The sequence below is a fragment of the Pseudomonas sp. ICMP 8385 genome (assembly GCF_002699915.1).
Lineage (GTDB): Bacteria > Pseudomonadota > Gammaproteobacteria > Pseudomonadales > Pseudomonadaceae > Aquipseudomonas > Aquipseudomonas gessardii.
On sequence record NZ_LKBY01000107.1, the window covers coordinates 1 to 26,102 of the forward strand.

22 protein-coding genes, 4 tRNA genes and 2 pseudogenes are annotated in these 26,102 nt (G+C 62.1%); 10 read left to right on the top strand and 18 right to left on the bottom strand.

Annotation, left to right across the window (positions count from 1 at the left end; genetic code table 11):
* Positions 1–112 (top strand): annotated as a pseudogene (locus AO268_RS18625) (IS30 family transposase); the annotation flags it as partial.
* 911 nt (positions 113–1,023) lie between these two features.
* Here AO268_RS18625 and AO268_RS18630 read toward each other — a convergent pair.
* From AO268_RS18630 to AO268_RS18645, 4 genes are all read right to left on the bottom strand, one after another.
* A tRNA-Gly gene (locus AO268_RS18630) sits at positions 1,024–1,099 on the bottom strand.
* Between the two features lie 3 nt (positions 1,100–1,102).
* Positions 1,103–1,178 (bottom strand) — tRNA-Glu (locus AO268_RS18635).
* Positions 1,179–1,282: 104 nt separating this feature from the next.
* Positions 1,283–1,358, bottom strand: a tRNA-Gly gene (locus AO268_RS18640).
* Positions 1,359–1,360: 2 nt separating this feature from the next.
* A tRNA-Glu gene (locus AO268_RS18645) sits at positions 1,361–1,436 on the bottom strand.
* Positions 1,437–1,794: 358 nt separating this feature from the next.
* Between AO268_RS18645 and AO268_RS18650 the strand changes: the two genes are divergently transcribed.
* Together AO268_RS18650 and AO268_RS18655 are read left to right on the top strand one after the other, a co-directional pair.
* Positions 1,795–2,565: a hypothetical protein gene (locus tag AO268_RS18650; protein WP_099169461.1), complete on the top strand. Its 771-nt coding sequence runs from the start codon at positions 1,795–1,797 to the stop codon at positions 2,563–2,565.
* Between the two features lie 123 nt (positions 2,566–2,688).
* On the top strand, positions 2,689–3,501 hold the full coding sequence (locus AO268_RS18655; protein WP_099169462.1) for an alpha/beta fold hydrolase: 813 nt from the start codon (positions 2,689–2,691) through the stop codon (positions 3,499–3,501).
* Between the two features lie 79 nt (positions 3,502–3,580).
* On the opposite strand, the gene AO268_RS33810 is transcribed toward AO268_RS18655, so the two are convergent.
* The 4 genes and pseudogenes from AO268_RS33810 to AO268_RS18670 form a co-directional block, all read right to left on the bottom strand.
* The gene (locus tag AO268_RS33810; protein ID WP_373562147.1) at positions 3,581–4,498 is read right to left on the bottom strand and encodes a methyl-accepting chemotaxis protein; all 918 of its coding nucleotides are present in this window, start codon (positions 4,496–4,498) and stop codon (positions 3,581–3,583) included.
* Positions 4,493–5,521, bottom strand: a pseudogene (locus tag AO268_RS33815) (methyl-accepting chemotaxis protein); the annotation flags it as partial. The pseudogene AO268_RS33815 and the gene AO268_RS33810, both read right to left, overlap by 6 nt.
* A gap of 114 nt (positions 5,522–5,635) precedes the next feature.
* Positions 5,636–7,060, bottom strand: coding sequence for an aminotransferase-like domain-containing protein (locus AO268_RS18665; protein WP_099169464.1), 1,425 nt, complete (start codon positions 7,058–7,060; stop codon positions 5,636–5,638).
* Positions 7,061–7,264: 204 nt separating this feature from the next.
* On the bottom strand, positions 7,265–8,026 hold the full coding sequence (locus tag AO268_RS18670) for an SDR family oxidoreductase (RefSeq protein ID WP_099169465.1): 762 nt from the start codon (positions 8,024–8,026) through the stop codon (positions 7,265–7,267).
* A 226-nt stretch (positions 8,027–8,252) separates the two neighbouring features.
* On the opposite strand from AO268_RS18670, the gene AO268_RS18675 reads away from it, so the two are divergent.
* A complete protein-coding gene (locus AO268_RS18675) occupies positions 8,253–9,260 on the top strand; it encodes an NADP-dependent oxidoreductase (RefSeq protein ID WP_099169466.1) in 1,008 nt (335 codons plus the stop codon).
* A gap of 119 nt (positions 9,261–9,379) precedes the next feature.
* On the opposite strand, the gene pyrF is transcribed toward AO268_RS18675, so the two are convergent.
* Entirely contained in the window at positions 9,380–10,078 is a 699-nt protein-coding gene (pyrF, locus tag AO268_RS18680; protein WP_099169467.1) for an orotidine-5'-phosphate decarboxylase, read from the bottom strand.
* A 267-nt stretch (positions 10,079–10,345) separates the two neighbouring features.
* Between pyrF and AO268_RS18685 the strand changes: the two genes are divergently transcribed.
* Together AO268_RS18685 and AO268_RS18690 are read left to right on the top strand one after the other, a co-directional pair.
* The gene (locus AO268_RS18685; RefSeq protein WP_099169486.1) at positions 10,346–11,095 is read left to right on the top strand and encodes a response regulator; all 750 of its coding nucleotides are present in this window, start codon (positions 10,346–10,348) and stop codon (positions 11,093–11,095) included.
* A complete protein-coding gene (locus tag AO268_RS18690) occupies positions 11,095–12,141 on the top strand; it encodes a sensor histidine kinase (RefSeq protein ID WP_099169468.1) in 1,047 nt (348 codons plus the stop codon). The genes AO268_RS18685 and AO268_RS18690 overlap by 1 nt, the downstream gene beginning before the upstream one ends.
* A gap of 38 nt (positions 12,142–12,179) precedes the next feature.
* Here the strand turns inward: AO268_RS18690 and AO268_RS18695 are convergent, their stop codons facing one another.
* From AO268_RS18695 to AO268_RS18735, 9 genes are all read right to left on the bottom strand, one after another.
* Complete coding sequence (locus AO268_RS18695; RefSeq protein ID WP_099169469.1) at positions 12,180–13,241, bottom strand: AI-2E family transporter; 1,062 nt, start codon at positions 13,239–13,241, stop codon at positions 12,180–12,182.
* Between the two features lie 72 nt (positions 13,242–13,313).
* A complete protein-coding gene (locus AO268_RS18700; protein WP_099169470.1) occupies positions 13,314–14,132 on the bottom strand; it encodes a DUF4892 domain-containing protein in 819 nt (272 codons plus the stop codon).
* A gap of 102 nt (positions 14,133–14,234) precedes the next feature.
* Complete coding sequence (locus AO268_RS18705) at positions 14,235–15,089, bottom strand: alpha/beta hydrolase (RefSeq protein ID WP_099169471.1); 855 nt, start codon at positions 15,087–15,089, stop codon at positions 14,235–14,237.
* Positions 15,086–15,889, bottom strand: coding sequence for an alpha/beta fold hydrolase (locus tag AO268_RS18710; protein ID WP_076964831.1), 804 nt, complete (start codon positions 15,887–15,889; stop codon positions 15,086–15,088). Before AO268_RS18710 ends, AO268_RS18705 begins: the two co-directional genes overlap by 4 nt.
* 97 nt (positions 15,890–15,986) lie before the next feature.
* Positions 15,987–16,430, bottom strand: a complete 444-nt coding sequence (locus tag AO268_RS18715; protein ID WP_099169472.1) for a hotdog fold thioesterase — start codon at positions 16,428–16,430, stop codon at positions 15,987–15,989.
* Positions 16,431–16,460: 30 nt separating this feature from the next.
* Positions 16,461–18,128, bottom strand: coding sequence for an AMP-binding protein (locus tag AO268_RS18720; protein WP_076964829.1), 1,668 nt, complete (start codon positions 18,126–18,128; stop codon positions 16,461–16,463).
* Between the two features lie 223 nt (positions 18,129–18,351).
* Positions 18,352–18,801, bottom strand: a complete 450-nt coding sequence (sixA, locus tag AO268_RS18725; protein WP_099169473.1) for a phosphohistidine phosphatase SixA — start codon at positions 18,799–18,801, stop codon at positions 18,352–18,354.
* Positions 18,798–19,145: a DUF4389 domain-containing protein gene (locus AO268_RS18730; protein ID WP_099169474.1), complete on the bottom strand. Its 348-nt coding sequence runs from the start codon at positions 19,143–19,145 to the stop codon at positions 18,798–18,800. The genes sixA and AO268_RS18730 overlap by 4 nt, the downstream gene beginning before the upstream one ends.
* Before the next feature lie 10 nt (positions 19,146–19,155).
* The gene (locus AO268_RS18735; protein WP_076964826.1) at positions 19,156–20,181 is read right to left on the bottom strand and encodes an NAD(P)H-dependent glycerol-3-phosphate dehydrogenase; all 1,026 of its coding nucleotides are present in this window, start codon (positions 20,179–20,181) and stop codon (positions 19,156–19,158) included.
* A 196-nt stretch (positions 20,182–20,377) separates the two neighbouring features.
* Between AO268_RS18735 and AO268_RS18740 the strand changes: the two genes are divergently transcribed.
* The 4 genes from AO268_RS18740 to fabA all read left to right on the top strand — a co-directional run bounded on the left by AO268_RS18740 (position 20,378) and on the right by fabA (position 26,094).
* On the top strand, positions 20,378–22,498 hold the full coding sequence (locus tag AO268_RS18740) for a TonB-dependent receptor plug domain-containing protein (RefSeq protein WP_076964825.1): 2,121 nt from the start codon (positions 20,378–20,380) through the stop codon (positions 22,496–22,498).
* 22 nt (positions 22,499–22,520) lie between these two features.
* A complete protein-coding gene (locus AO268_RS18745) occupies positions 22,521–23,432 on the top strand; it encodes an ABC transporter substrate-binding protein (protein ID WP_141562829.1) in 912 nt (303 codons plus the stop codon).
* Positions 23,429–25,330: an ATP-binding protein gene (locus AO268_RS18750; RefSeq protein WP_076964823.1), complete on the top strand. Its 1,902-nt coding sequence runs from the start codon at positions 23,429–23,431 to the stop codon at positions 25,328–25,330. Before AO268_RS18745 ends, AO268_RS18750 begins: the two co-directional genes overlap by 4 nt.
* Positions 25,331–25,578: 248 nt before the next feature.
* Positions 25,579–26,094 (top strand): 3-hydroxyacyl-[acyl-carrier-protein] dehydratase FabA, encoded by a 516-nt coding sequence (gene fabA, locus AO268_RS18755; RefSeq protein WP_099169476.1) that lies wholly within the window; start codon positions 25,579–25,581, stop codon positions 26,092–26,094.
* Positions 26,095–26,102: the final 8 nt, after the last annotated feature.

Sequence of the window (26,102 nt, forward strand, 5' to 3'; positions counted from 1 at the left end):
CGAAGCCGTCAATCGGACAGTAGCGAGGATCAATCTACGCCCGCGCAAGCGCTTGGGCTGGAAGACGCCGTACGAAGTGCATACAGGGGTGAGCGTTGCACTTATGTGTTGAATTCAGGCCGGACCAGCGGCTGGCACTCAAGTCCGCCATACTGTTGGCGGCATGCCCGCCAAGACTTACGCCACTGACCAAGATGTCGTTGCCCGTCAATCCATTTGCCTGGGCATAACGCGCAACACTGCCCAGCAACGTGTCAAACGCTTCCCCCACATAGTTCTTTGCAAGACCTTCCACATTTGTGAGCAAGCCCAGGTTATAGACCCAGTCAGCAGGATCATTAGTGCCATGAAACATCACACCCAACCCGGTCAACTTACCTGAAGCATCATACTTCCCAAGTACCTCAGCTTCAGCCGTTGCGTAACCGGCTTTTTCCCCGGTGAACGCGCCCCTTGAACTTAAGGAGCCATCGTAGCCCAAGGTACTACCACTCAACGGCGTCCACCCGGCTTCTCGCACTACACTTGCGATTATCTCATTACTCTGCTCGGATATACCGGAGGTGCTTATAAGGGCAAGTGCATCAACACTCAATGCTCTTGATTCATCATCACCAAGATCTTTGTAATTATAAACGCCCATAGGTCCAGCCTCTTTTTTCGCTTTATGAAGAGAGTACAAACGTAAAGTAGCGCTAAAAAAACAAATCAAGCTTGGCGTAAGGATAATCAGCGCCACCCACTACAGAACGGATTGCCGTCGCATCGGCACACCTGCGCAAAAGCACAGCAGAATTGTTAATCAATCAATGCGGCTGTTACTTTCAGTATTTCTGTAGCGGATATTAAAAAGACTTCAGTGCTGGGTACACCATCAAAAATGAGAAGCACATTCACAGGGTTGAGCGTCTTGTCACGCGGGCTGTCACTGGATTTCAGTGGCTCATAAAAGAAGCCAGGGCGTCTATTGCGTAAATGACAGGCAAAAAAAAGCCACTCTATTGAGTGGCTTTTTCTTTGAATTGGAGCGGGAAACGAGACTCGAACTCGCGACCCCGACCTTGGCAAGGTCGTGCTCTACCAACTGAGCTATTCCCGCAAATGGCGTCCCCTAGGGGACTCGAACCCCTGTTACCGCCGTGAAAGGGCGGTGTCCTAGGCCACTAGACGAAGGGGACACGCTAACTGAAACACATGGTGTGTATTCCAGTGCCCAGACCCTTATCCGAAGACTTGGTCCTGGTTTCACTCAGTGCCGCCCGAAAGCCACACTGTTTAAAAATGGAGCGGGAAACGAGACTCGAACTCGCGACCCCGACCTTGGCAAGGTCGTGCTCTACCAACTGAGCTATTCCCGCAATGGCGTCCCCTAGGGGACTCGAACCCCTGTTACCGCCGTGAAAGGGCGGTGTCCTAGGCCACTAGACGAAGGGGACACACGTACAACATTCACTCCCTACCGCGTTTCGCTGTGTGCTTTACGCTGTAAGTGGCGCGCATTCTATGGATGGATTGAAAGGTCGTCAACCCCCAAGGATAAATTTATTTAAATCAATGACTTCGCCCTGCTTTAGAGGCCTTGCCCAGGTTTCTCGCCGTCCAGGCTTTGGCGCCTATATTCTGACACCCGACAAGGCGTTATAGTCCCCACCGGCAAATGATGGCAATGTGCATCTACACAGACAAAGCCTACATATAAAGATGAAAGCACTGACTCATCTTGTCGAAGAGTCCTATCCGCAGCATGCGCCAATCACTACACTTCAACGTACATCCCATAAAGAGGTCACACCGGTGACACCACTCATGATCACCCTGCTGGTAATAGCCGGGATCGTAATACTGATCGCCATTGGCTACATGAACCACGTGGTGGAAAACAACAAACTGGAAAAGGCCCGGGCCCAGATTGAGCTCAACGATCGGCTGCGCCGCTGTGGCGAGATCACCGAGACGTTCCCCGGCCAACTGATGACGCCGCCGCTCAAGCTGCTGCTGACCCGCCTGGAACTGAACGTCAACCAACGCATGCTCCACCTCAACAAGTCCAGCTCAACCATCAAGGCCCGTATTGCCGAGTTGGAAGCCCTGGTGGGCCAGGGCGAATCGATCCCGGTGAATAACCCCCCAGGACCGATCCTGACCGAAGCCAAGGCCAAGGATGTGCGCTTCCTATTGGAAGCCCTGCACGGCCAAGTCACCCGTGCCGCCCAGGACGGTTTTTTGCCGACCAATGAAGCCAAGTACTGGATCAAGGAAATCCGTCACCTGCTGGTGCTGCTGCACATCGAGTTCTTCAACAACCTTGGCCAGCACGCGTTGCAACAGGCACAACCCGGCCAGGCACGCCTGGCGTTCGAGCGCGGCGTTCAGTACCTGCGCAAGCAGCCTGAGCCAGCCGCCTATAGCCAACACTTGCAACTGCTGGAGAAACAATTGGCGCGCGCCAACTCCATGGTGCTGACTAACAGCCAGCAAACTGCAGAAGAGGCCAGTGAGCTGACTGAAGGCTTGAAAGCCGATGACGCTGATGCCGAGTGGAAAAAGAAGGCCATCTACGATTAACCCCCTCCTGCCTTGAGTCACCGGGTGCAGCTTTGCACCCGGAGCCATCATCCTGCCTCTACCTCCCGCCGCTGTAATTCGCGTACAAAAGTGCACTTCATTCCTTTCACGAAAGAGGCCCCCATGCCAACTGTCGTCATTGATGACCAGCCCTTGCACTACGTGGACCAGGGCGCAGGCCCGGTTGTCCTGCTCGGCCAGAGCTACCTGTGGGACCGGCAGATGTGGGCCCCGCAGATTGCCGCCCTGTCGCAAAAATACCGGGTCATCGTGCCCGAGCTGTGGGGCCACGGCGAGTCTGGCCCGCTGCCGGCGCAGACCAGGACCCTGGACGACCTGGCACGCCAGGCCCTGGCGCTGCTGGACCACCTGGAGATTGCCAAGGTCAACCTGGTGGGTTTATCCGTCGGCGGCATGTGGGGCGCGCCGCTAGCGCTGCTGGCGCCTGAGCGGGTCAACAGCCTGGTGCTGATGGACACCTACCTGGGCGCAGAACCCGAGGCGACCCGCGAAAAATATTTCGCCCTGCTCAGCGCGATCGAGGCTACGGGGACTATCTCTGATCCGCTGCTGGATATCATCGTGCCGATCTTCTTCCGCCCTGGCATCGACCGCGAATCGGCGCTGTATCAGGACTTCCGCCAGTCCCTGCGCAACCTCCCCAAGGATCGCCTGCTGCAAAGCATCGTGCCCCTGGGGCGCCTGATTTTCGGTCGAAGCGATGCGATGGAAGGCTTATCCGACCTGAACGCCGAGACAACATTGGTGATGTGCGGTCGCGAGGACCAACCGCGCCCACCCGCAGAGGCGCAGGAAATGGCTGATCGGATCGGCTGCGATCTGATCTTGATCCCGGATGCAGGGCATATCTCCAGCCGGGAAAACCCGGATTTCGTCAATGAGGCGCTGCTTACCTTTTTGGCTAATCACGCTTGATCACGGCTTGAGTATCGCCAATGCTCCTGGGGGCCAATGCCGAGGCGTGGAGCTACACTCCCACAGGGCCTGAATAGGATCACAGGCGAAAATGCCCCACCATCCCCTTGAGCTGCACCCCCAGTTGCGCCAACTCGATACTCGACGCGGCGTTACCTTGCATGCTCAGTGCCGATTGATCGGCACTGGCGCGAATGCTGGTGACGCTGCGGTTGATCTCTTCGGCCACCGAGCTCTGCTGCTCGGCCGCCGCCGCGATCTGCTGGTTCATCTGCTGGATCAGCGAGACCGCCGCAGCAATGCTGCCCAAGGCGCTTTCGGTTTCCAGGGCATCGCTGACGGCCAGTTTCACCAGCTCGCCACTGTGCTGGATATCCCGGACTGAAGACTGCGCGGCACTGCGCAAGGTGTTGACCAGGCGTTCGATTTCCTCCGTCGATTGCTGGGTGCGCCTGGCCAGGGCGCGCACTTCATCGGCGACCACCGCAAAGCCGCGCCCTTGCTCGCCGGCGCGTGCCGCCTCGATGGCCGCGTTGAGCGCCAGCAGGTTGGTCTGCTCGGCGACGCTTTTGATCACGTCCAATACGCTGCCGATATTCTGGATTTCGGCGCTCAGGCTCTCGATGCTGGTGCTGGCGGAGGTCGCCGAACTGGCCAGCAACTCGATGCGTTGCAGGCTCTGGCGGACCACCTGCTGGCCGCTGTCGACCTTGCCGTCGGCGGTCTGCGCCGCTTGTGCGGCCTGCTCGGCATTGCGCGCCACATCGTGCACCGTGGCGGCCATCTGGTTCATGGCCGTGGCGACTTGCTCGGTTTCTTCTTTCTGGCTGCTGACTTCGAAATGGGTCTGCTCGGTCACGCTGGACAACGACTGGGCCGAGCTGGCCAATTGCTCAATACCCGCCTGCAACCCGCTGACCATGCTGCTCAGGCCGCTGCCCATCTGCTGCATCGCCTGCATCAACTGGCCCATCTCGTCCTGTCGGCTTACGTCCATGCGCCCACTGAGGTCCCCGGCGGCAATCTGCCGGGCCACAGTGATCACACTGCGCAGCGGCAGGACGATCAAGCGAGTGATAAGCCACGCGGCAATCACCCCGACCAACAAGGCCAGGGCCGAGGAAACCATGATCAGCCAGCTGCTCTTGGCCAACTGCGCCTGCATCGACTGGTCCTGCGCGGCATAGGCCTGGTTGACCTGCGCCACCACCTGCGCCGCCCGCGCATGCAACTGCTGGTAGACGACCTTCTCCTGGGCCAGCAGGCCCGTGTATTCGGTGAGTTTTTCGCTGAAGGCGCCGATATGCCCGACCACTTCATTGAGCACGGTCTGATAACCAGGGTCCTTGACCAGGGTCTTCAGTTGCTCGGCCTGGGCCAGGGCCTGATCGGCCTGTTCGATGCGGCCTTGCCCGGCACTGTCTTCATCGCCCTTGCGGCTTTGATCCAGGCGCACCCGCGCTTCGTTCATGGCCTGCAACATCAGGCGCGAGACCTGCGCCACCTGCCCGGCCTGCTCGATAAACTCGGCCCCCTCCCGACCCTGGCTTTCCTTGAGGCCATAGGCCCCGTCGTCGGCCAGGCCGGCCTGCAATACATCAAGGTTATTGGCCACGCTGGACACCGACCAGCTGGCCATTTCCAGCGCCAGATCCTTGGCCTGGGTCAGCTCGACGAACTCGTCAAACGCCTTGCGATAGGCGCCCAGCGCCTGTTCGACCTCGCTCATGTTCAGCGCCTGGGCCTCGGCCAACAGGCTATCGACCCGTTGGTGCAGGGCCTCGACCGACTTGGCGTCGGTGCGCAACGCATACGCCTGCTCGATCAGGCGCACGTTCAGCAGCCCTTCATTGAGCGAAGACATGCCCTTGAGCCCCACAAAGCGCTGGCCAACGGTTTGCAGGGACCACACGCCAATCGCCGCCACCAGGGCCGTCAACAGCAATACCAGGGCAAACCCCAGCCCCAGTTTCCTGGCCAGCCCAAGGTTGGCAAATCGTCGTTGCACGGCCCAAATCATTGCGCAAAATCCTCTTGGCGTGGCGAATGCCAGCAAGCCCGGTATCCATGCAACGAGATTCGCAACGACAGGCCCCAGAACACAAGTCGTTGCCAGCACAATACTGGCAAAAAGCTACACGCCCGTCGTTTTCAGAATGGTGGAGGTCGATCCTGCAGGCCCCATGGCCTTGAACAACGCCAGGGCCCGATGATCGCAGGCATAAGCCACATTGATCCGCAGCCAGTCAGCGTGTTCGCCGGTCGGGCTGAACAACTCCCCCGAAGACAGCAAGACCCCGAGCTGTCGAGCCCTGGCGTGCAGCCTTGAGCCATCCCCTGCCCCCGGGCGCGCCCAAATGAACATGCCACCTGCCGGCACTGCAAACACCTCCCACTCTTCGTCCTCCAGCACCTGCAGGGTCTTGGCCATCTCCGCGCTCAAGCGGCGGCGCAGGCGTTGCACCCATTTGCGGTAGGTGCCGTTGGCCAGCAGGCTGGCCACCATCGCTTCGGCGAAGCGTGAGGTGCCCATGCCGGTGAAGGTCTTGAGCTTGAGCACTTGGTTGATAAGGGCCGTGCTGGCGGTGAGGTAGCCGACCCGCAGGGCGCTGCTCAGGGTCTTGGAAAAACTCGAGATATAGATGACCCGATCATCATGGGCCAACGCCGCCAGCCGGATACAGGAGGCATGTTGCAGGTCACCGTAGACATCCTCCTCGACAATCAGGAAGTCCTGGGTACGGGCCAGGTGCAACAGGCGCTCGGCCACCCCCCGCGAGAGGCTGCTCCCGGTCGGGTTGTGGTAGAGACTGTTGATGAACAGGCATTTGGGCCGGTGGTTGGCCAGCAGCGTTTCCAGCGCCTGGATGTCCGGGCCACTGCGGGTCCTGGGGACCTCCAGCAACGTAACGCCGTGGAAGGCCAATTGACGATAAAGGTTGCCGTAGCCAGGCGTTTCCACCAGCACGGTGTCGCCGGCCTTGAGCAAGGTGCGGATCAGCAGGTCCTGGGCATGGCTGGCCCCATGGGTGGTGAGAATCCGCTCGGCACTGCTGCCCACCTGGATCTGCATCAGGCGCTTGTGCAATTGCTCACGCAATGCCGGCAGCCCCAGGGGCGTGCTGTAGTTGAAGACCCCAGCGGTGTCGGTACGGCTGATTTCGCGAATCGCGTAGCTGATGTCATCGCTTTCACGCCAGGAATCGGGCAACCAGCCGCACCCCAGCTTCAATTCTCCCAACTGGTTATCGGTAAAGGCCCCCCACCTGAGTTCCGCGCCCTCATACCACTGGCACTCCGCCAATGGGCTGCTGGCCACCGTTTGCGCCGCGACAACAAACCCCGAGCCGGCCCTGGAGGCCAGCACCCCGTCGGCCACCATGCGCTCAAGGGCCTCGATCACACTGGATTGGCTGAGCAGGTTGTCATGGGCCAGTTGCCGGATGGAAGGCAGGCGCGTTCCAGGGCTGGCCCCACTCTCCCGGATCCATGCGGCAATGGCGCTGACAATTTGCTGAACCACCGGTACAAGGGCTTGTCGATTGATCCCTAAATCCATGAGCCACCCCCTTCAACTGTTTGGCATTTAACTCAAAACAGTTAAGCACAGAAGGCCGGGATCGCCCTGTTCATAAATTTATTAAATCATTGATTTTATTGAATTATTTACCTATTGAAACACAATAGCCTAGGGCATCTTGCCACCTGCGGAAACGCCCCACAGCACTTGAAATCACTTTCTCAGGGAGCACGGAAACAGGTCCTAAATAGCCGTCGCACCACCGTCCACGGCCAATGCATGGCCGGTGGTGAACGCGGCGCCATCGCTACACAGGTAAAGGACCGCACTGGCGATTTCCGCGACCGTGCCAATGCGCCCGACCGGATGCATGGCCGCAGCAAACTCGGCCTTGCGCGGGTCGGCCTCATAGGCGCGGCGGAACATGTCGGTGTCGATCACCGCCGGGCACACCGCGTTGACGCGGATTTTCTTTTTCGCGTACTCGATGGCCGCCGACTTGGTCAGGCCAATCACCGCATGCTTGGACGCCGCATAAATACTCATCTTCGGCGCAGCCCCCAACCCGGCCACCGACGCGGTATTGACGATCGCCCCACCGCCCTGGGCCAGCAGCAATGGCAACTGGTACTTCATGCACAACCACACGCCCTTGACGTTGACGCCCATGATCGCGTCGAACTCATCCAGGGTGCCGTCGGCCAGCCTGCCCTGTTCAATCTCGATGCCGGCATTGTTGAACGCATAGTCCAGGCGGCCATAACTGTTCAACACCTGCTGCATCAGATTCTTTACATCCGCCTCCAGGGTGACGTTGCAGCGCACGAACACCGCCTCACCGCCCACCTCGCGGATCAGCGCGACCGTGCCCTCGCCGCCCGCCACATCCAGGTCGGCGACCACCACCTTCAAGCCTTCTCCGGCGAATGCCAGTGCCGTGGCGCGGCCAATGCCGTTGGCGGCACCGGTGACCAGGGCGACCTGGCCGGAAAACGTCATGCTCATAGCTTTTATCCTTGGATGAATACCCGTGCGTCCAGCATAGCCAGTGCCCGGCGCCGCGCGTCAGCACTATCAGAAGGCCGGTTGAGCGCCCATGCACGGCAGTGATAAGTGTGCCGGGCCCACTATCAACCCGGCCTATCGACGGGCATTCGCAGGCATCGGCCGAACTTGCTCCAGGCGCCTGGAAGGTCTATCACTTGAGGTTCATTTACCCAGAGTCCTTGCCATGACTGCCCAGACCAACCGCCAATTCCTGCTTGCCAAACGCCCGGTCGGCGCGGCCACGCGGGACACCTTTACCTATCAGGAAATGCCAGTGGGCAATCTGGCGGACGGCCAGGTACTGGTGCGTAATGAGTACCTGTCCCTCGACCCGGCCATGCGTGGCTGGATGAATGAAGGCAAGTCCTACATCCCGCCGGTGGGCATCGGCGAAGTCATGCGCGCCCTGGGCGTAGGCCAGGTCATCGCCTCGAACACCCCGAACTTCGCCGTAGGCGATTACGTGAATGGCGCCCTGGGCGTGCAGGATTACTTCCTCGGCGAGCCCCGTGGTTTCTACAAGGTCGACCCGAAACTGGCGCCATTGCCGCGCTATCTATCGGCGCTGGGCATGACCGGCATGACCGCCTATTTCGCCCTGCTCGACACCGGCGCGCCCAAGGCCGGCGAAACCGTGGTGATTTCCGGCGCCGCTGGGGCGGTGGGCAGCATTGCCGGGCAGATTGCCAAGATCAAGGGCTGCCGCGTGGTGGGAATTGCCGGCGGCGCCGACAAGTGCAAGTTTTTGCTGGATGAGCTGGGGTTCGACGCGGCCATCGACTACAAGCACGAAGATGTGCCGGCGGCCCTCAAGCGCGAATGCCCGAAAGGCGTGGACGTGTATTTCGATAACGTCGGCGGCGATATTCTCGACGCCGTGCTCAGCCGCCTCGCGCTGAAGGCCCGGGTGGTGATCTGCGGGGCAATCAGCCAGTACAACAACAAAGAAGCCGTGAAGGGACCGGCCAACTACTTGTCGCTGCTGGTCAATCGGGCGCGCATGGAAGGGTTTGTGGTGATGGACCATGCGGCGAACTTTGCCGCCGCCGGGCAGGAAATGGCTGGCTGGATGGCGCAGGGCAAGCTCAAGAGCAAGGAAGATATTGTCGAGGGGTTGCAGACATTCCCGGAGACGCTGATGAAGCTGTTCAATGGCGAGAACTTTGGCAAGTTGGTGCTGAAGGTCAACTGACACACCACACACCAATGTAGGAGCTGGCTTGCCTGCGATGCAGACGCCTCGGTTTTGCAGTAACGCCGAGGTGATGCTATCGCAGGCAAGCCAGCTCCTACATTTTTAGCGCCAGGGCATCAGGCGATTTCAGCGACCACCGCCGCCAGGGCCTTGGCCGGGTCAGCCGCCTGGCTGATCGGGCGACCAATCACCAGGTAATCAGAACCGGCATCCAGCGCCTGACGCGGCGTGAGGATACGGCGCTGGTCGTCCTGGGCACTGCCCGCCGGACGAATCCCCGGGGTCACCAGTTGCAGTGCCGGATGGGCGGCCTTCAACGCCTGGGCTTCCAGCGCCGAGCACACCAGGCCATCGAGGCCGGCCTTCTGCGCCAGGGCCGCCAGGCGCAGCACTTGTTCCTGGGGTTCGATATCCAGGCCGATAGCGGCCAGGTCTTCACGTTCCATGCTGGTCAGCACGGTCACGCCGATCAGCAACGGCTTGGGACCGCTGCGTTGCTCCAACACTTCACGGCACGCAGCCATCATGCGCAGGCCGCCGGAACAATGAACGTTGACCATCCACACGCCCATCTCGGCGGCGGCCTTGACCGCCATCGCGGTGGTGTTGGGGATATCGTGGAATTTCAGGTCGAGGAACACCTCGAAGCCCTTGTCACGCAGGGTGCCGACGATTTCAGCAGCGCAACTGGTGAACAGTTCCTTGCCGACCTTGACCCGGCAGAGCCTGGGGTCCAACTGGTCAGCCAGCTTCAGTGCGGCGTCACGGGTGGGGTAATCCAGGGCGACGATGATAGGAGTCTGGCAGACGGACATTGGAATGGGCTCTCAGGCAAGTCGAAATCGGCGCGGATTGTAGCGCAAGCAGCGGCTTTGCGGGATCCGATGATCGGTAAATCCTCGGCAAGCGCCTCTTTTTCTGGGAGAACCGGCTAATATTTCAAAGTCGATACATTTACGACACGCCTGCAACATACCCCGGCAGTAGCCTCGTCCACACGCCCCGACACGGCGCCGATGCTCAACGCAATAACCCCGCCGCCGCCCCTGGGCCTGGCGGCCAACCAGGCAGATGACCGCCCCATGCATACTCCTTGCGCCCTGCACCCTGAGCCCGACACCGAGGACAAGCGCTGGAACACCCGCGCGCTGATCGTCGACGACGATGTGCCGATCCGCGAACTGCTGATTGATTACCTGGCACGTTTCAATATCCGCGCCATTGGCGTGACCGATGGCGCGGCCATGCGCCAGGCCATGCTGGCCGAAACCTTTGATGTGGTGGTGCTCGACCTGATGTTGCCCGGCGAAGACGGTTTGTCGATTTGCCGCTGGCTGCGGGCTGAATCGGATATCCCGATCCTGATGCTGACCGCCCGCTGCGAGCCCACCGACCGCATTATCGGCCTGGAACTGGGAGCTGACGATTACATGTCCAAACCGTTCGAGCCCCGGGAACTGGTGGCGCGGATCCAGACCATCCTGCGCCGGGTACGCGATGACCGCAACGAGCAACGCACCCAAATCCGCTTCGATAATTGGCGCCTTAACAGCGTGCTGCGCCAGCTGGTGGCCGACAATGGCCTGGTAGTGCCGCTGTCCAACGCCGAATTCCGTTTGCTGTGGGTCTTTATCGAACGCCCGCGAAGGGTTCTGAGCCGTGAACAACTGCTGGATGCCGCCCGTGGGCGCTCGATCGAAGCCTTTGATCGCAGCATCGACCTGCTGGTCTCGCGCCTGCGCCAGAAACTGGGAGACGACCCCAGGGCCCCGCAACTGATCAAGACCGTGCGCGGCGAAGGCTACCTGTTCGATGCGCGGGATATCGGCTGATGCGCAACGCCTTCAACACGTTGTTTGGCCGCCTGTTCGGGGTATTGCTGGTGGCCATTGTGCTGGCCCATGTGCTGGCGGTCCTGTGGTTCCTGCATTACGGCCCGCCGCCGCCACCGCCTGTCGCAACGCTGACCGAACAATCGGACGGCACCTTGCAGCCGGCAGAGCCCCAGGCCTATAGCCGTCCCAGGCTCAGAGGCGCGGTGGTACTGCTGTCCTTCCAATGTATCTCGCTGATCATCGCCGCGTGGTTCGGCGCCAAGCTGCTCAGCCGCCCGATCCAGCGCTTGAGCGCGGCTGCTGAGCGCCTGAGCCTGGACCTGGACAGCCCGCCCCTGGACGAATCCGGCCCACGCGAAGCCCGCCAGGCCGCCTCCACCTTCAACCTGATGCAGCGGCGCATCCGCGAACAAGTCAGCCAACGCGCCCGCATGCTCGGCGCCGTGTCCCACGACCTGCGTACCCCGCTGTCGCGGCTCAAACTGCGCCTGGAGCAGATCGACGACATGCGCTTGCAGGGCCAGATGCGCCAGGACCTGGACGACATGATCGGCATGCTCGACGCCACCTTGAGCTACCTGCACGAACAACGCACCGGCGAAAGCCGGCAGTGGCTGGACGTACAGGCGCTGGTGCAGTCCTTGAGCGAAAACGCCCAGGACCAGGGCACGGATGTACAGTGCCAGGGCCAAAGCGCCCCACTGCAGGTGCAACCCATGGCCTTGCGCTCGTGCCTGAACAACCTGATCGACAACGCCCTGCGCTATGCCGGCACGGCGCGCATTGAACTGCAGGACAGCCCCCAGGCGCTGCTGATCAGGGTGATCGACCATGGCCCGGGGATTGCTGCCGAGCAGCGTGAGGCGGTGTTCGAGCCGTTTTTCCGCCTGGAAGGCTCGCGCAACCGCAATTCCGGGGGCGTGGGGTTGGGGATGACCATTGCCAAGGAGGCGGTGGAGCGGTTGGGGGGCCGGTTGAGCCTGGAGGAAACACCAGGCGGTGGGTTGACGGCGAAAATATGGCTCCCCAGGGCTTCGTCGTAACTACCAACCCCTCACTGCAGAATCGGAGCGTGCCAGAGCTAGCTGGCCTTATCCTCGCGACGCACCTGCGCCTGGCTCGCACTCCAATCCGTCAACAGGCTATACGCCACCGCCAGCAATGTCGGCCCGATAAACAAGCCGATAAAGCCAAACGCAATCAACCCACCGAACACCCCCAGCAACACGATCACCAGCGGCAAGTTGCCGCCGCGGCTGATCAGGTAGGGCTTGAGCACGTTGTCCACGCCGCTGATGATGAATGTGCCCCACACGCCGAGGAACACCGCGTAGGTGTAATCGCCCTTCCACGCCAGCCAGGCCGTGGCCGGGATCCAGACCAGGGGCGGGCCCATGGGGATCAGGCTGAGCAGGAAGGTGACCACCCCCAGCACCAGTGCCCCGGGCACGCCGGCGATCAGGAAGCCAATCAGTGCCAGCAATGCCTGGGCGGCGGCGGTGCCGATCACGCCGTTGACCACCCGCTGCACCGTTCCGGCCACCAGGTCGATGTAGTAGCCGGCACGCTCGCCGATCAAGCGCTCCAGCAAGCGGTGGACGAACATCGCCAGGCGCGGGCCGTCGCGGTAGAAAAAGAACACAAACACCAGGCTCAGGGTCAGTTCCAGGATGCCGCCGCCAATCTGTGCGCTGCGGGCCAGTAACCAGTTGCCAACCTGCCCCAGGTACGGCTTGAGAGTGACCATCAAGGCCGCACCTTGCTGGTCGATGCTGTCCCACATGCCTACCAGCCGTTCCCCTACAAACGGGATGGAGCCCAGCCAGTTGGGCGCCTCGGGCAGGCCGTCGACCTGGATGTCCTTGATCAACGCCACGGCGTCGCGCACATGGTCGGCCAGGTTGAAGCCCAGCCACACCAATGGCACCGCCACCAGCAACATCCAGCCCAAGGTCAGGATCCCCGCCGCCAGGGACTCGCGGCCACCCAGGGCACGGGTCAACAGGCGCATCAGCGGCCAACTGGCAAACGCCAGCACCGCGCCCCAGAACAGCGCCGACCAGAACGGCGCCATCACCCAGAAACTGGCACCAAACAGCACCAGGAGCAGGATCTGCACCAGCAGGCGATCATTGTTGAGCATGTGGTTTCTCGAAAAGAAGTCTGTTGAAGGAGAGCTTAGGCGAACGGCACGGGTCCGTTCGCCCTGGAACGATCAGCGGATCACTTGCAGGTGCAGGCCCTTGGCCTCGGCGCTGCCGGTTTCCAGGCGCGCCCCACGCACGCCCTTATCGATCAGGCCCTGGCGCCAGGCTTCGGCGTTGGGGCCGCTCACACTGACCCGCAAGGTGGTGTCGAGGTTCAATCCACGGGAAATCAGGGTCAACCACGTGGCGTCGGGGGCAGCGCTCAGCGAGGGGAGATCCAGCTCATCGGTGCTTTTCAGTTCGCGCAGCAGCGTGGCCGAGGTCGGCAGCAACTGCCCCAAGGGCGCGCTGGCGTCCATTTGCTCCACATGCAGGTAGGCCCGGCGATTGCCGCGAGTGATGCCGTACAGCGCCACCAGGGAGTTGTCCTGGGGGGCGGCCAGGCGCAGCAAGAGGAATTCCTGCTGGCCATCGGCGCCGACCAGCTTGGCATTGCCCAGCACTTCGTTGGCCCAGAGGCTGCTTTCGCCGCAATCGCGGGCCTGGCACCAGAACAGCAACTGCGCGCCCTGCCCTTGCAGCGCCTCGCGCGTGGCTTTGAAGGCCGCGCTGGAGCTGTGCTCGGCGGGCAGTTCATAGGTGATGGCGGTCACTTGGCCACGGGCCGTGGCCTGGCCTTCGTAGCGCAACTGGCCGCTGATCTTGCGGATCGCGCCCATGGGGTAGATGCGTTCTTTATCTTCGGCGGGGCGGTAATCGACAATCTGCGCATCCACCTGGCGGGCGACGCTTGGCAGGTCCTGGCTTCCCGGTACATCAGCGGCGAAAACCAACGGGCTGATACAGCACAGCCCAAGCACACGGATAATTCCCTTGGCACTGCTCATCGGATCGGTGCGCCTTGGCCGGTGGATGCCTGCGCGGTATTCGGATTGTTCATGGTTGACTCCCGTTCAATCCGCCCAGCCTCGACAGTTGCCCCCGCCAAGTCAAGGCGCGGTGAAGAACCGATTGAAACAGTCTGCAACAAGAACCGCCCCCGACTCGTCGTTCAAGTGCAAATGATGGCCACCTGCAAGGGTCGTCACGGTGAATGGCAGCTGGGAAAGCAGCTCGGGATGTTTGGCCAGCATGCCCTCCTGCGCGACCACCAACTGCGTAGGGCAAGCCACCCGCCGTACGAAGGCCATGGCCTGGTCTTGCGTCAGGCGCATCGGCGAGGCCAGGGTCAGGCGACTGTCGCTGCGCCAGGTGTACCCCCCCGGCACCGGCATCAAGCCGCGCTGGGCCAGGAGTTCCGCGGCTTCACGGCTGACGGCGACCACGCCTTTCATCCGCGCCTCGACCGCCCGGTCGAGGCTGCCGTACACCGGCTTGCGCTTGTCTTGCAGGTTGATTTGCGCCTGCAAGGCCATGCCCAGGCGCTCGGCGGCGTTCTCGCCGGTGGCGGTTGGCGGGATCACGCCGTCGATCAACCCAAGGTGGGTCACACGCTCCGGCAAGGCCCCGGCCAATACGGTGGAGACAATCGCGCCGAGGGAGTGGCCAAGTAATGCAAAACGTTTCCAGCCCAGTTGTTCGGCCACCTGCAGCACATCAAACACGTAATCCCACAAGGCGTACCCTGCCCCGGGCGGGCGATGAGCCGAGTGACCGTGGCCGGCCAGGTCCAGGGCGACAATGCGCAAGCCGTGCAGCCTGGGCGCCAGGCGCGCAAAGCTGTTGGCGTTATCCAACCAGCCATGCAGGGCGATCACCGGCAGGCCGTCTTCCGGGCCGAACAGATGGGCCGCCAGCTCAATGTGCGGCAGGCTCAGGCGCACTTCTTCGACAGGCGTGCTCATGCGCAACTGCGCTCGCGGGCTTCCCAGCGGGTGAACAGGTTCTTGAGCAGGGTCGCCGTGTCCTGCGGGCGCTCCAGGGGGAACATGTGGCCGCCGGGCATGGTCAGCATCTCGCCCATGGGCAGGCGCGCGACGCCGCTGGCGTGATGGCGCATTACCACCCGGCTCTGGCGGCCGCGCACCACGGCCAATGGCACTTTGAGCTGGCGGGTCTGGCCCGGGCTGGTGTGCGGCACGCCCCGGTAGATGCTGATTTCTGTGGCCGGGTCGAACCGCAGGCGCAGGCGGTCGCCGACCTGGTGCAAACCGTGTTGCAGGTAGGCTTCCAGGCAGTCCGGGTCAAACCCGCGGAACAACGTTTTGCCGGAAAAATACTGGCGCGCCGCGTCCAGGTCGCTGAACTCTTCACGGCGGCCCAGGGTGCGACCGGCGGGGGTCAGGCGATCGATCAGGCCAAAGCGCTTGGCTGCGCGGATCACCCAGCGGTCGGCCAGGGTCAGCACCGGCGAATCGAGCATCACCACCCCGCGATACAACTGCGGGCAGCGCAGGGCTGCGTGCAAATGCAACACCCCGCCCAGTGAGTGGCCGACGCCCCACACCGGCTGCGGCTGCTGCTCCAGGTGGTGGATCAGTTCGTCCACCAGGTTCTGCCAATTGTCATCCACCGGAAACCGCGGATCGTGGCCGTGCTGCGACAGGTGCGCCACTGCGTACTCCGGCGCCAGGGCCTCGAACAATTTGCCGTAGGTCGCCGAAGGGAAGCCATTGGCATGGGTGAAAAACACATGTTGCGACATAACCTGCCCATCTTCAAAAACAGAAATCGATTGTCCTCACCCCCGGCCGCCACAGCAATGACTGTAACTGCCAGGAATGATGACACTCACGCCACGCCTATCGCGCCGGCGGGTTCTCGCCCAGCGGCACCACGGCCATGGTCAGGCGCGACACACAACTGGCCTTGCCTTCGTCACTGCTCAGGCGAATGTCCCAGACATGGGTGGTGCGCCCGATATGGATCGCCCGGGCCACCGCCGTCACCCGCCCCGAACGCAGGCCGCGCAGGTGGTTGGCGTTGATTTCCAGGCCCACGCAGTAGAACTTGCTGGCGTCGATGCACAGGTAGCTGGCCATGGAGCCGACCGTTTCGGCCAACACCACCGAGGCCCCGCCGTGCAACAGCCCATAGGGTTGATGGGTGCGGTGGTCGATCACCATGCTGGCGGTCAGGGATTGCTCGTCGAAGCGCTCGAAACGGATGTCCAGCACTTCACCAATGGTGTTTTTCTGGATGGCATTGAGTTGCTCGATATTGGGAACGGTGCGCCACAGGCTCATTGCAGTGTCCTTGTTGATTTTATTGAAGGCTCAATCCTGCCACAGCACGGCCTCGGCGCGCGCGCTCCAGGCCTGGAACTGTGGGCCGTAGGTTGACTCGATCACGTTGCGCTTGATCTTCAGGGTCGGTGTCAGAAAGCCGTTTTCCACAGCCCAACTGTCTTTCACCACCACCAGTTGACGCAAGCGCTCATGTTTATCCAGCACCTGGTTGACCTCTTCCAGCAGGCGTTCCAGGCTGCCGTGCAAGGCTTGCCGGGCCTCGCTGGCGGCCTCCTGCAGGCCCACCGCAGACAGCACGCACAAGCCCATCGGCGCGCTTAGGCCATCGCCGACCACGCACACCTGCTCGATGCGCCCGTGCACCGCCAGGCGGTTTTCGATGGGAGCCGGGGCGACGTACTTGCCCTTGCTGGTCTTGAAGATCTCCTTGAGCCGCCCAGTCAGGCGCAAGCGGCCTTCGGTATCCTGCTCACCCTTGTCGCCGGTCCGCAGGAAGCCGTCCTCGGTGAGGGTCTCGGCGGTCTTCTGCGGGTCCTTGAAGTAGCCGAGCATGGTCGCGCCGCTGCGCACCTGGACTTCGCCGGCCGGATCGATGCGCACCTCCACGTCCGGGCACGCCAGGCCGATCCAGCCGATCTTCTGCTGGCCGGGGCGACAGATATGGGAATAGCCACAACTTTCGGTCATGCCATACACCTCCAACACATCCAGGCCCAGGCGCAGGTACCAGTGCAGCAACGCCTCGGGCACCGGCGCGGCGCCAGACAGGGCCACGCGCACCGCATCCAGCCCAAGCCCGGCGAGGACTTTGCGCCCGACGCGCTTGCCGATAAACGGCAGGCGCAGCAACAAGTCCAGGCGTTTTTCCGGGATTTTGCCGTACACCCCCATCTGGAACTTGGTCCAGATCCGCGGCACACCGAACAAGGCCGTGGGCCGGGCACGTTGCAGGTCGGTGAGGAAAGTGTCGAGGCTTTCGGCAAAAAATACCGTTTGCCCGGTATAGATCGCGGCCATTTCGACAAACATGCGCTCGGCCACATGGCACAGCGGCAGGTAGGACAGCAGGCGATCGCCCTCCCCCAGGCCAAACAGCTCGGTGGCCCGTGTGGCCGCAAACGCCATGGCGCCGAAGCTGTGCATCACGCCTTTGGGCAGGCCGGTGGTGCCTGAGGTATAGATGATCGTCGCCAGGTCTGTCGGCGCAGGTGCAGGGGTGTCCTGGATCGGCGAGCAGGCTTGCAGGTCGGCCCAGGTGAAGTCGAATGGGCCTTCGGGGCACAACGGCAGGCTGATGGTCGCAAGCCCGGCCTTGACCCCCGGCGCCATGGCCGGCCAGTCGTCGAGCTTGCCGATAAACACCAACGCCGCCTCGGAGTGCTCCAGCACATGGGCCACGGAGTCGGCGGTGAGGTTGGGATACAGCGGGACCGAGACATGCCCGGCCATCCAGATCGCCAGGTCGGCGATGATCCAGTGCGCGCAGTTTTTCGAGATCAGGGCAATGTGCGAGCCCGGGGGCAGTTCCCGTGCGCGCAGCCAATGGGCGGCGCAGCGGACCTGGTGGCCGACCTCGCCCCAGGTGAGGGTCTGCACCTCGCCGCCCCCTATGGGTTGGACCAGGAAGCGCTGGCGCGGATGGCGCGCCTCACGTTCAAAGAAAACCTGCAGCGGCAAACGAAAAGCGTCAGACATGGGGCGCGCTCCTGAGTGTTTTTATTGGGAACCAACCAAGCACTTGCTTGGTAGACTATTCCATGCACAAAGGGCGCTGCAAGTTACTTGCAGGCACAACACAAATAAGTGTGGGAGCGGGCTTGCCCGCGATTGCGGTGGGTCAGTCAATAGAAATGTCGACTGTTACACCGCTATCGCGGGCAAGCCCGCTCCCACAGTTGATTGTGTTGTGCCTGAAAAATCAGGGGTTTTTGACGTTATTGAGGCTCATCAACCCCGCCAACGGAAAGTCCCCTTCCAGCTCCGCCAGGCTGGCGGTGTGCATCGGTTGGGGCTGGCGCTGGTGCCCGTGCTGCAAAAAGCTGATCAGGTTGCCCACCAAAGGTTGATGGCTAACCAGCAGCACATTGTCATCGGTGTTGAGTTTCTCCAGTACTTGCAACGGATTGCCATCCGGCGTCAGCCACGCAACCGTGCGAATGTCTGGGGCAAAACCCAACGCCTCACGCACCAGTTGCGCGGTCTGCTGCGCCCGCGCGTAGGGGCTGGCGATGATGGCCTTGATATCCGCGCCGATCAGGTGGGCAGCACTGTGCAGCACCTCCTGGCGACCGCGCTCGGTCAGATTGCGCTCGGCATCGCAGGCAGCATGGGACTCGGCTTCACCGTGGCGCAACACCCACAGTTTCATAACTTGGGCTCTTCATCGCGCACCGGGTGCGCGGCGGGCGGCACGCTGTGGGCGGCCTCGCCTTCCGGGGCGCGCGGGGCTGGCCAATCGGCGAAGGGCCAGGGCTTCTGCTCGCTGTGGAAGCTGCCAAAACGGCCAATCTGCGCGAGGAACTGGCTGAGGCTGTCGCCAACGTTCATCAGGCTCAGGTTCGGCGCGCCATAGATCAGGCGGTAGATCAATTGCACCACCACCAGCGCCCCAAGGATGAACTGCGCCACTTGCCAGACCAGGGCAAATACCAGCATCCACAGGATGCGCAGGGCAATGGATTCATATTGGGGGGCTGTTTTCGGATCGTTCATCGCGCGTTCCTCAGTTGAAACCACTGGTGGAAATAAAGTCGACATCGGTCTTGGGCTCGGCACGCATCAGCAACTCGATGACCTGATTCAAGGTGCGCCCTTCAAACAGGATAGCGTGCAGCCCGGCAACCAGCGGCATATAGACCCCAGTTTCCTGGGCCTTGGCCTTCAGCACTTTGAGGGTATTGACCCCTTCGGCCACTTCCCCCAGGCGGGTGACGGCGTCTTCCAGGCTCAGGCCCTGGCCCAGGGCAAACCCCACCTGGTAGTTGCGACTTTTCGGCGACGAACAGGTGACGATCAGGTCGCCCACCCCGGCCAGGCCGAGGAAGGTCATGGGGTTGGCCCCCTGGTTGACCGCAAAGCGGGTCATTTCCGCCAGGGCGCGGGTGATCAGCATGCTTTTGGTGTTTTCCCCCATGCCCAGGGCCACGGCCATGCCGGCGATGATGGCGTAGACGTTTTTCAACGCGCCGCCCAGCTCCACGCCAAAGCGGTCGGCACTGGCATAGACACGGAAGGTACGGCCATGCAGCACCGCCTGCACCTGTTCGCACAGGGCCTCGTCTTCACTGGCGACCACGGTCGCGGTCAGGGCGTGTTCGGCCACTTCCCGCGCCAGGTTCGGCCCGGAGAGCACACCGATACGGGCCTGGGGCGCGATTTCTTCGAGGATTTCGCTCATCAGCTTGAAGGTCTGGGCCTCGATGCCTTTGGTCAGGCTGACCAGCATCTTGCCCGCCAGCCGCTCGGCATGGGGCGCCAGCACCGAGCGCAAGGCGCTGGAGGGCAGCGCGACAAAGCACAGGTCGCACTCATCCAGAGTGGCCAGCAGGTCCGTGACCGGCGTGACCGCCGCATGAATCTTGATGCCCTTGAGGTAACGCGGGTTTTCCCGGTTGACCCGGATGGCCTCGGCCTGTTCGGGATCGCGCATCCACTGGCGCACCTGATGACCGTTTTCAGCCAGCAGATTAGCCACGGCGGTACCAAAACTTCCGCCTCCCAGGACCGCAATAGGGCGCTGTTGAGTCATATGCAATCCGTTAATCCATAGCAGTGGCGATGGCGGCATTATACGGGCCGGCCAGACGGCGGCCAGGCCCTTCTGTGATTTCCCGCAATTGTCGGAAAATGCCTGAATAGACCACAGTAATTGCGATAGCACCGACTGGCAAAAGCGCCCGCCTCAGTTAACATGGGCGGCTATCCGCAATTATCAAGGCCGTGCCGTGTATTTGGGCCCTCCTCCTCGTTCATCTCTGTTCCTGGCGCTGTTGGTCAGTACGCCGTTGCTGGCCGACGATCTGTTCCTCGACAACCAGCCGCTGCCCCAGGTCCTGACGGCGACCCGGCTCAAGCAGTCGGCCGCCGCCGTGCCGGGCAGCATGACAGTGATCGACAGCGAATTGATCAAGGCCAGCGGCGCGCGGGATATCGCCGAGCTGCTGCGCCTGGTGCCGGGCATGATGGTGGGCTACACCTCGGGCAACCAGGCCGCCGTCAACTATCACGGCACCAATGCCAGCGAAGCGCGGCGCATGCAGGTGCTGATCGATGGCCGCTCGGTGTACCGTGCCGGCCTGGCCACGGTGGATTGGAGCGATATTCCGGTGGCCATGGAGGATATCGAGCGGATCGAGGTGTTCCGCGGGCCCAATACCGTCAGCTACGGCGCCAACGCGCTGATGGCGGTGGTCAATATCCTTACCCGCTCGCCGGCCAACAGCCAGGGCACCCGGATGAAAATGACCCGGGGCGAGCGCGGGATCAACGATTGGTATGCCAGCCAGGGCCTGGGCTGGGACACCGGCAACCTGCGGCTGTCGCTGTCCGGGCAACAGGATGACGGTTTCGACAGCAACCGGGTCGGCGCCGACTACCGCGACAGCCGCCGGCTCAGCCGCTTCAGCCTGGCGGCCAGCCAGACGCTGAACCCGCAGCAAAGTATCGACTGGCAGATCAATGCCAAGGAAGGGACCAACCAGCGGCCGTACACCTACAAGCCCGTATTTGCCGGGATTACCGACGGTGGTACGGATTCTGATGTCACGGCCAAGGACTACGCCGCGTCCCTGCGCTGGAACTTCGACTTCAACCCCGAGCACAGCCTGTATATCCAGGGTTCGGCGCAGCAATGGGACCGCCGCCAGGTCTGGAAAGCCTGTGACGCCAAGGTCTCGTTCAGCCCGCAGCTGACACAACTGTGGCAAATGAACCCCAACTACGCCGAAAAGCTGGCGCGGCACATGCAGGACTATGCAAGCGGCAGACCTCCGCAAGGCTCCGCCGCCGAGCAGGCGCTGGCCGAAGAAGTCCTGAAACAATGGAATAACGGCGGCAAGGAGAGTGTCTGCGGCAACATCGACCAAAGCACCAAGGAAAGCCGCTACGACCTGGAAGTGCAGGACACCCTGAGCCTGTCCGACAGCCTGCGCCTGGTCAGCGGCATGAATTACCGCTACGACCGCGCCGACTCCGACACCTACTTCGATGGCCAGTTGGACGACATCACTTGGCGCCTGTTCGGCCATCTGGAATGGCGCGCCAGCGAGCACTGGCTGTTGCAGGGCGGGGCGATGTACGAAAACACTCACCTGAGCGGCAACTCGCTGACGCCCAGGGTCGCGGTCAACTACCTGATCAACCCGCGCCACGGGCTGCGGGCGGTGTACTCCGAAGCCATCCGCTCGCCGGACATGTTCGAGAACAACGTCAATTGGAGCTATAAGGTCACTAACCTCAGTTCCCCCGTATACGGACAGAACACCGGCCAGTATTTCGTCAAGACCCGTGGCCCGGGCGACCTCGACAAGGAGTTGATGCGCTCCCGCGAGCTGGGCTACAACGGCTTTTTTGCGGATATCGGGCTGAACCTCGACGTCAAGCTGTTCTATGACGAAATCACCGGCATGATCAGCGAGCCCCTGCGCAATAACCAGTACATCGCCAGCAACAGTAACCGCTCGCGGTTCACCGGCGCCGAAACCCAGCTGGACTGGCACCTGAGTGCCGCCGACCGCCTGCGCCTGACCTATGCTTACGTGGACGCCCACGCCAGCAACCCGCAGGACCAGCAACAAACCGCGCGCAACAGCGGTTCGGCCGGCTGGATGCGCGAATGGGGGCATGGCTGGTCCAGCGCGCTGTTCTATTATGGCAACGATGCACTCAACCAATATCGCTTTGAACGGGTCGATATGCGGGTCGCCAAACGCCTCGCCCTGGGCAAGGCCAACCTGGAGCTGGCCGGCATGCTGCAACAACGCCTCGACCAGCAGCCCACCACCCACGCCGACAACTACTACGACCAGCGCCATGTGCTCTACTTCAGTGCGGAGCTAGAGTTCTGACATGAACCCTGCCCAGTCAAGGATGACCGCCCTCTTTGCCACCAGGTTCTGGCGCCGCTGCCTGCTGCTCGCCAGCCTGGCCTTGGCCATGCCCGCGTGGAGCACCGACATCCTGCTGACCGCCGCCCAGGATGGTCCCGGTGTGCAGGCCTTTACCCAGGCCCTGCAACAACAGCGCCCTGCCGATAGCGTCAGCTTCAAGGCCCTGCAAGACATGCCGGCCCCCGGCCAACTGCCGGCCAGTACCCGCTTGATCCTGCTGGACCTGCCCAGCCTCGACTGGCGCCTGCAGGACACCCAGGGCCCGGCCACCCTGGTGTTGCGCATCAGCCGCCTGCAAGCCCGCGAGCGCCTGGGCAACCATGTGCCCGGCAAGATCAGCCTGCTGTGGAGCGACCCGCCCCTGGACCGGCAGTTGCGCCTGATCGCCAATATCCTGCCCCAGGCTCGGCGCATTGGCGTGCTCTATGGCAGCGACAGCCAATTCCTGCTGCCAGAGCTGCGCCAGCGTGCGACGGCCCTGGGCCTGGAAATCGTCGCCCAGCACTGGGGCAACATCAATGACAGCCGCCCTCTGCTGAGCCTGTTCAAAAACAGCGATGTGTTGCTGGGGCTGGATGATCCCCAGCTGTACAACCCGAAGACCGTGAAAAACCTGCTGTTGAGCAGCTACGCCAGGCAGTTGCCGCTGATCGGGCCCAACGCCGGCTTCGTGCGGGCCGGCAGCCTGGCCAGCACCTACAGCGACCAGGCCGACTGGCTGGATGTGCTTGACCGCCTGCTCGATCACCCGCCAGCCGGCTGGCCGCGCGCGCTGTACCCGGAACACTTCAAAGTCGTGGGCAACCCACAAGTGGCGCGCTCGCTGGGGATCGAACAGGTGGACGAGAGCGCCGTCGCGACCCGATTGGCCGAAGGGGAGAAACAGCCATGACCTTGCGTCGCCGCTGGGATATCAATACCCGCACCCAGATCATCACCCTGGGCCCGGCCCTGTTGCTGACGTTGCTGCTGATCAGCTTCTTTACCTTCGTGCGGATCCAGGACCTGCGCCAGGAACTGGACCACACCGGCCAACTGATCGCCAACCAACTGGCCCCGGCCACCGAGTACGGGGTGATCTCCGGCAACAACGATGTGCTCGACAGCCTGCTGCGGGCAACCCTGGCCACGCCCCATGTGCGCTTCCTGGAAATCCAGGACAGCGCGGAAAACATCCTGGTGTATGTCGAGCAGCCGTCGGAAAAACACGACCGCTCGCTGTCGGTGAAAATCTTCCAGGCGCCGATCCGCCTGCAGCATATCCAGCTGGGCAACGACTTCTTCCAGGACAGCACCGCGCAGCCCAAGGCGCCACGGGCCGACTATCTGGGCCGGGTGATCGTCGGCATGTCCAATGACGCTTTCAGCCAGCGCCAACAGGAAATCCTCTTCAAGGCCGGGATCCTGGCGCTGTTTGCCCTGCTCTTTACCTTCCTGCTGGCACGACGCCTGGCCGCCAGCCTGTCGCAACCGATCAGCGCCATGGGCCATGCCGTCAAGGCGATCCAGCAGGGTGACTACAAGACCCCGCTGCCGATTGTCGATGACTCCGAACTGGGCGACCTGTCCCGCCATATCAACAACCTGGCCGAAGGCCTGCACCACGCCAGCCGCGAACAACAGCAAGCCATGGCGCAGTTGATCCAGACACGGGAGGAAGCCGAGCGCGCCAACAATGCCAAGTCTGACTTCCTGGCGATGATGAGCCATGAACTGCGCACCCCGATGAATGGCGTGCTAGGCATGCTGCAATTGCTCGAAACCACGGACATGACCGAAGAGCAGACCGAGTACGCCGCACTGGCCTCGGAATCCACCGAACACCTGCTCAAGGTCATCAACGATATCCTCGACTTCTCGCGGATCGAACGCGCGGCCCTGGAGCTTGAACATATTCCGTTCAACCTGGTGGACCTGATCAACAGCAGCGCCCAGGCCTTCCAGCACAGTGCCATACAGCGCGGGCTGGTCCTGGAGCTGTCGATCCCAGCGGGCATGGACACGTTGCGCGTACAGGGCGACCCGACGCGGATCCGGCAGATCCTGGTGAACCTGATCGGCAATGCGCTGAAGTTCACCGAGCAGGGCACGGTCAGCATCGAGCCCCATTGGCAAACCCTGGACCATGAACTGCTGTGGTTCACCTGCACCGTGCGCGACACCGGGATTGGCATCTCGGCCGAGCGCCTGGAGCTGATGTTCGACGCCTTTCAACAGGCGGACAGCTCGATCTCCAGGCGTTACGGCGGCACCGGCCTGGGCCTGCCGATTGCCCGCACCCTGGCCGAACGCATGGGGGGCACCTTGCGCGCCCACAGCGAAGAAGGCCTGGGCTCGGTGTTCACCCTGGAAATCCCCCTGGCGATCTACCAGCAGAGCCTACCGCAGATCGCCCCGGACACCCTGCACAAGGCCAGCGCCGGTGAAGGCCGCAATGTGTTGCTGGTGGAGGACAACCCGGTCAACCGCACCGTGGTCGAAGCCATGTTGCGCAGCCTGGGGTTCGAGGTGAGCATCGCCACCGACGGTGCCGAGGCGATTCGCAGTGCCGAAAGCCTGATTTTCACGGCGATCCTGATGGATTGCCGGCTGCCGGTGATCGACGGTTATGAAGCCACCCGCCAGATCCGCCAGTTACCCGGCTGCGCCGATCTGCCGATCATTGCCCTCACGGCCAATGCGCTACAGGGCGATCGGGAGGCGTGCCTGGCCGCCGGAATGAACGATTACCTGGCCAAGCCGTTCAAACGCACGGATTTGCAGCAAATCCTACAGCGCTGGGTGCATTAGATGGGCAGCATCAGCCAACTCCGACTGGCGTGAAAGACGAAAGTGCGGCAGTCTTAGGCACCCGAGCGGGCCTATAAATGAGTCCGGTTTAAAATTTCAGTGCACAAGTGTACATTCATGTCCTTGATGCTGTGACTTTCACTACAACGCAATAGTCTACCTGTAGGCTGCCGACGTGAGGCAAGCACGCTTCAGTCGGTCGGGAAGATTTACCCGGCCCTGCCGCATGGGATTATTGAGGAGCTCGCATGACCAAACAAAACGCCTTTACCCGGGAAGACCTGCTGCGCTGCAGTCGCGGTGAGCTGTTCGGCCCAGGTAACGCGCAACTGCCCGCCCCGAACATGCTGATGGTGGATCGCATCACCCATATCAGCGAAGCGGGTGGCAAGTACGGCAAAGGTGAATTGGTCGCCGAGCTGGATATCAACCCGGACCTGTGGTTCTTCGCCTGCCATTTTGAAGGCGATCCGGTGATGCCGGGCTGCCTGGGCCTTGATGCCATGTGGCAACTGGTCGGCTTCTTCCTCGGCTGGCAAGGCCTGCCAGGTCGCGGTCGTGCCCTGGGTTCGGGCGAAGTGAAGTTCTTTGGCCAGGTCCTGCCGACCGCCAAGAAAGTCACCTACAACATTCAAATCAAGCGCGTCCTCAAGGGCAAGCTGAACCTGGCCATCGCCGATGGTTCGGTGAGCGTCGACGGTCGCGAGATCTATACCGCCGAAGGCCTTCGCGTCGGCGTGTTCACTTCCACTGACAACTTTTAAGGGTTATC

Coding starts and splice junctions, on each gene's coding strand:
- AO268_RS18655 (WP_099169462.1), top strand. CDS start 2,689: ATGCCAACTGTCGTCATTGATGACCAGCCCTTGCACTACGTGGACCAG.
- AO268_RS33810 (WP_373562147.1), bottom strand. CDS start 4,498: ATGGACGTAAGCCGACAGGACGAGATGGGCCAGTTGATGCAGGCGATG.
- AO268_RS18665 (WP_099169464.1), bottom strand. CDS start 7,060: ATGGATTTAGGGATCAATCGACAAGCCCTTGTACCGGTGGTTCAGCAA.
- AO268_RS18670 (WP_099169465.1), bottom strand. CDS start 8,026: ATGAGCATGACGTTTTCCGGCCAGGTCGCCCTGGTCACCGGTGCCGCC.
- AO268_RS18675 (WP_099169466.1), top strand. CDS start 8,253: ATGACTGCCCAGACCAACCGCCAATTCCTGCTTGCCAAACGCCCGGTC.
- pyrF (WP_099169467.1), bottom strand. CDS start 10,078: ATGTCCGTCTGCCAGACTCCTATCATCGTCGCCCTGGATTACCCCACC.
- AO268_RS18685 (WP_099169486.1), top strand. CDS start 10,346: ATGCATACTCCTTGCGCCCTGCACCCTGAGCCCGACACCGAGGACAAG.
- AO268_RS18690 (WP_099169468.1), top strand. CDS start 11,095: ATGCGCAACGCCTTCAACACGTTGTTTGGCCGCCTGTTCGGGGTATTG.
- AO268_RS18695 (WP_099169469.1), bottom strand. CDS start 13,241: ATGCTCAACAATGATCGCCTGCTGGTGCAGATCCTGCTCCTGGTGCTG.
- AO268_RS18700 (WP_099169470.1), bottom strand. CDS start 14,132: ATGAGCAGTGCCAAGGGAATTATCCGTGTGCTTGGGCTGTGCTGTATC.
- AO268_RS18705 (WP_099169471.1), bottom strand. CDS start 15,089: ATGAGCACGCCTGTCGAAGAAGTGCGCCTGAGCCTGCCGCACATTGAG.
- AO268_RS18710 (WP_076964831.1), bottom strand. CDS start 15,889: ATGTCGCAACATGTGTTTTTCACCCATGCCAATGGCTTCCCTTCGGCG.
- AO268_RS18715 (WP_099169472.1), bottom strand. CDS start 16,430: ATGAGCCTGTGGCGCACCGTTCCCAATATCGAGCAACTCAATGCCATC.
- AO268_RS18720 (WP_076964829.1), bottom strand. CDS start 18,128: ATGTCTGACGCTTTTCGTTTGCCGCTGCAGGTTTTCTTTGAACGTGAG.
- sixA (WP_099169473.1), bottom strand. CDS start 18,801: ATGAAACTGTGGGTGTTGCGCCACGGTGAAGCCGAGTCCCATGCTGCC.
- AO268_RS18730 (WP_099169474.1), bottom strand. CDS start 19,145: ATGAACGATCCGAAAACAGCCCCCCAATATGAATCCATTGCCCTGCGC.
- AO268_RS18735 (WP_076964826.1), bottom strand. CDS start 20,181: ATGACTCAACAGCGCCCTATTGCGGTCCTGGGAGGCGGAAGTTTTGGT.
- AO268_RS18745 (WP_141562829.1), top strand. CDS start 22,521: ATGACCGCCCTCTTTGCCACCAGGTTCTGGCGCCGCTGCCTGCTGCTC.
- AO268_RS18750 (WP_076964823.1), top strand. CDS start 23,429: ATGACCTTGCGTCGCCGCTGGGATATCAATACCCGCACCCAGATCATC.
- fabA (WP_099169476.1), top strand. CDS start 25,579: ATGACCAAACAAAACGCCTTTACCCGGGAAGACCTGCTGCGCTGCAGT.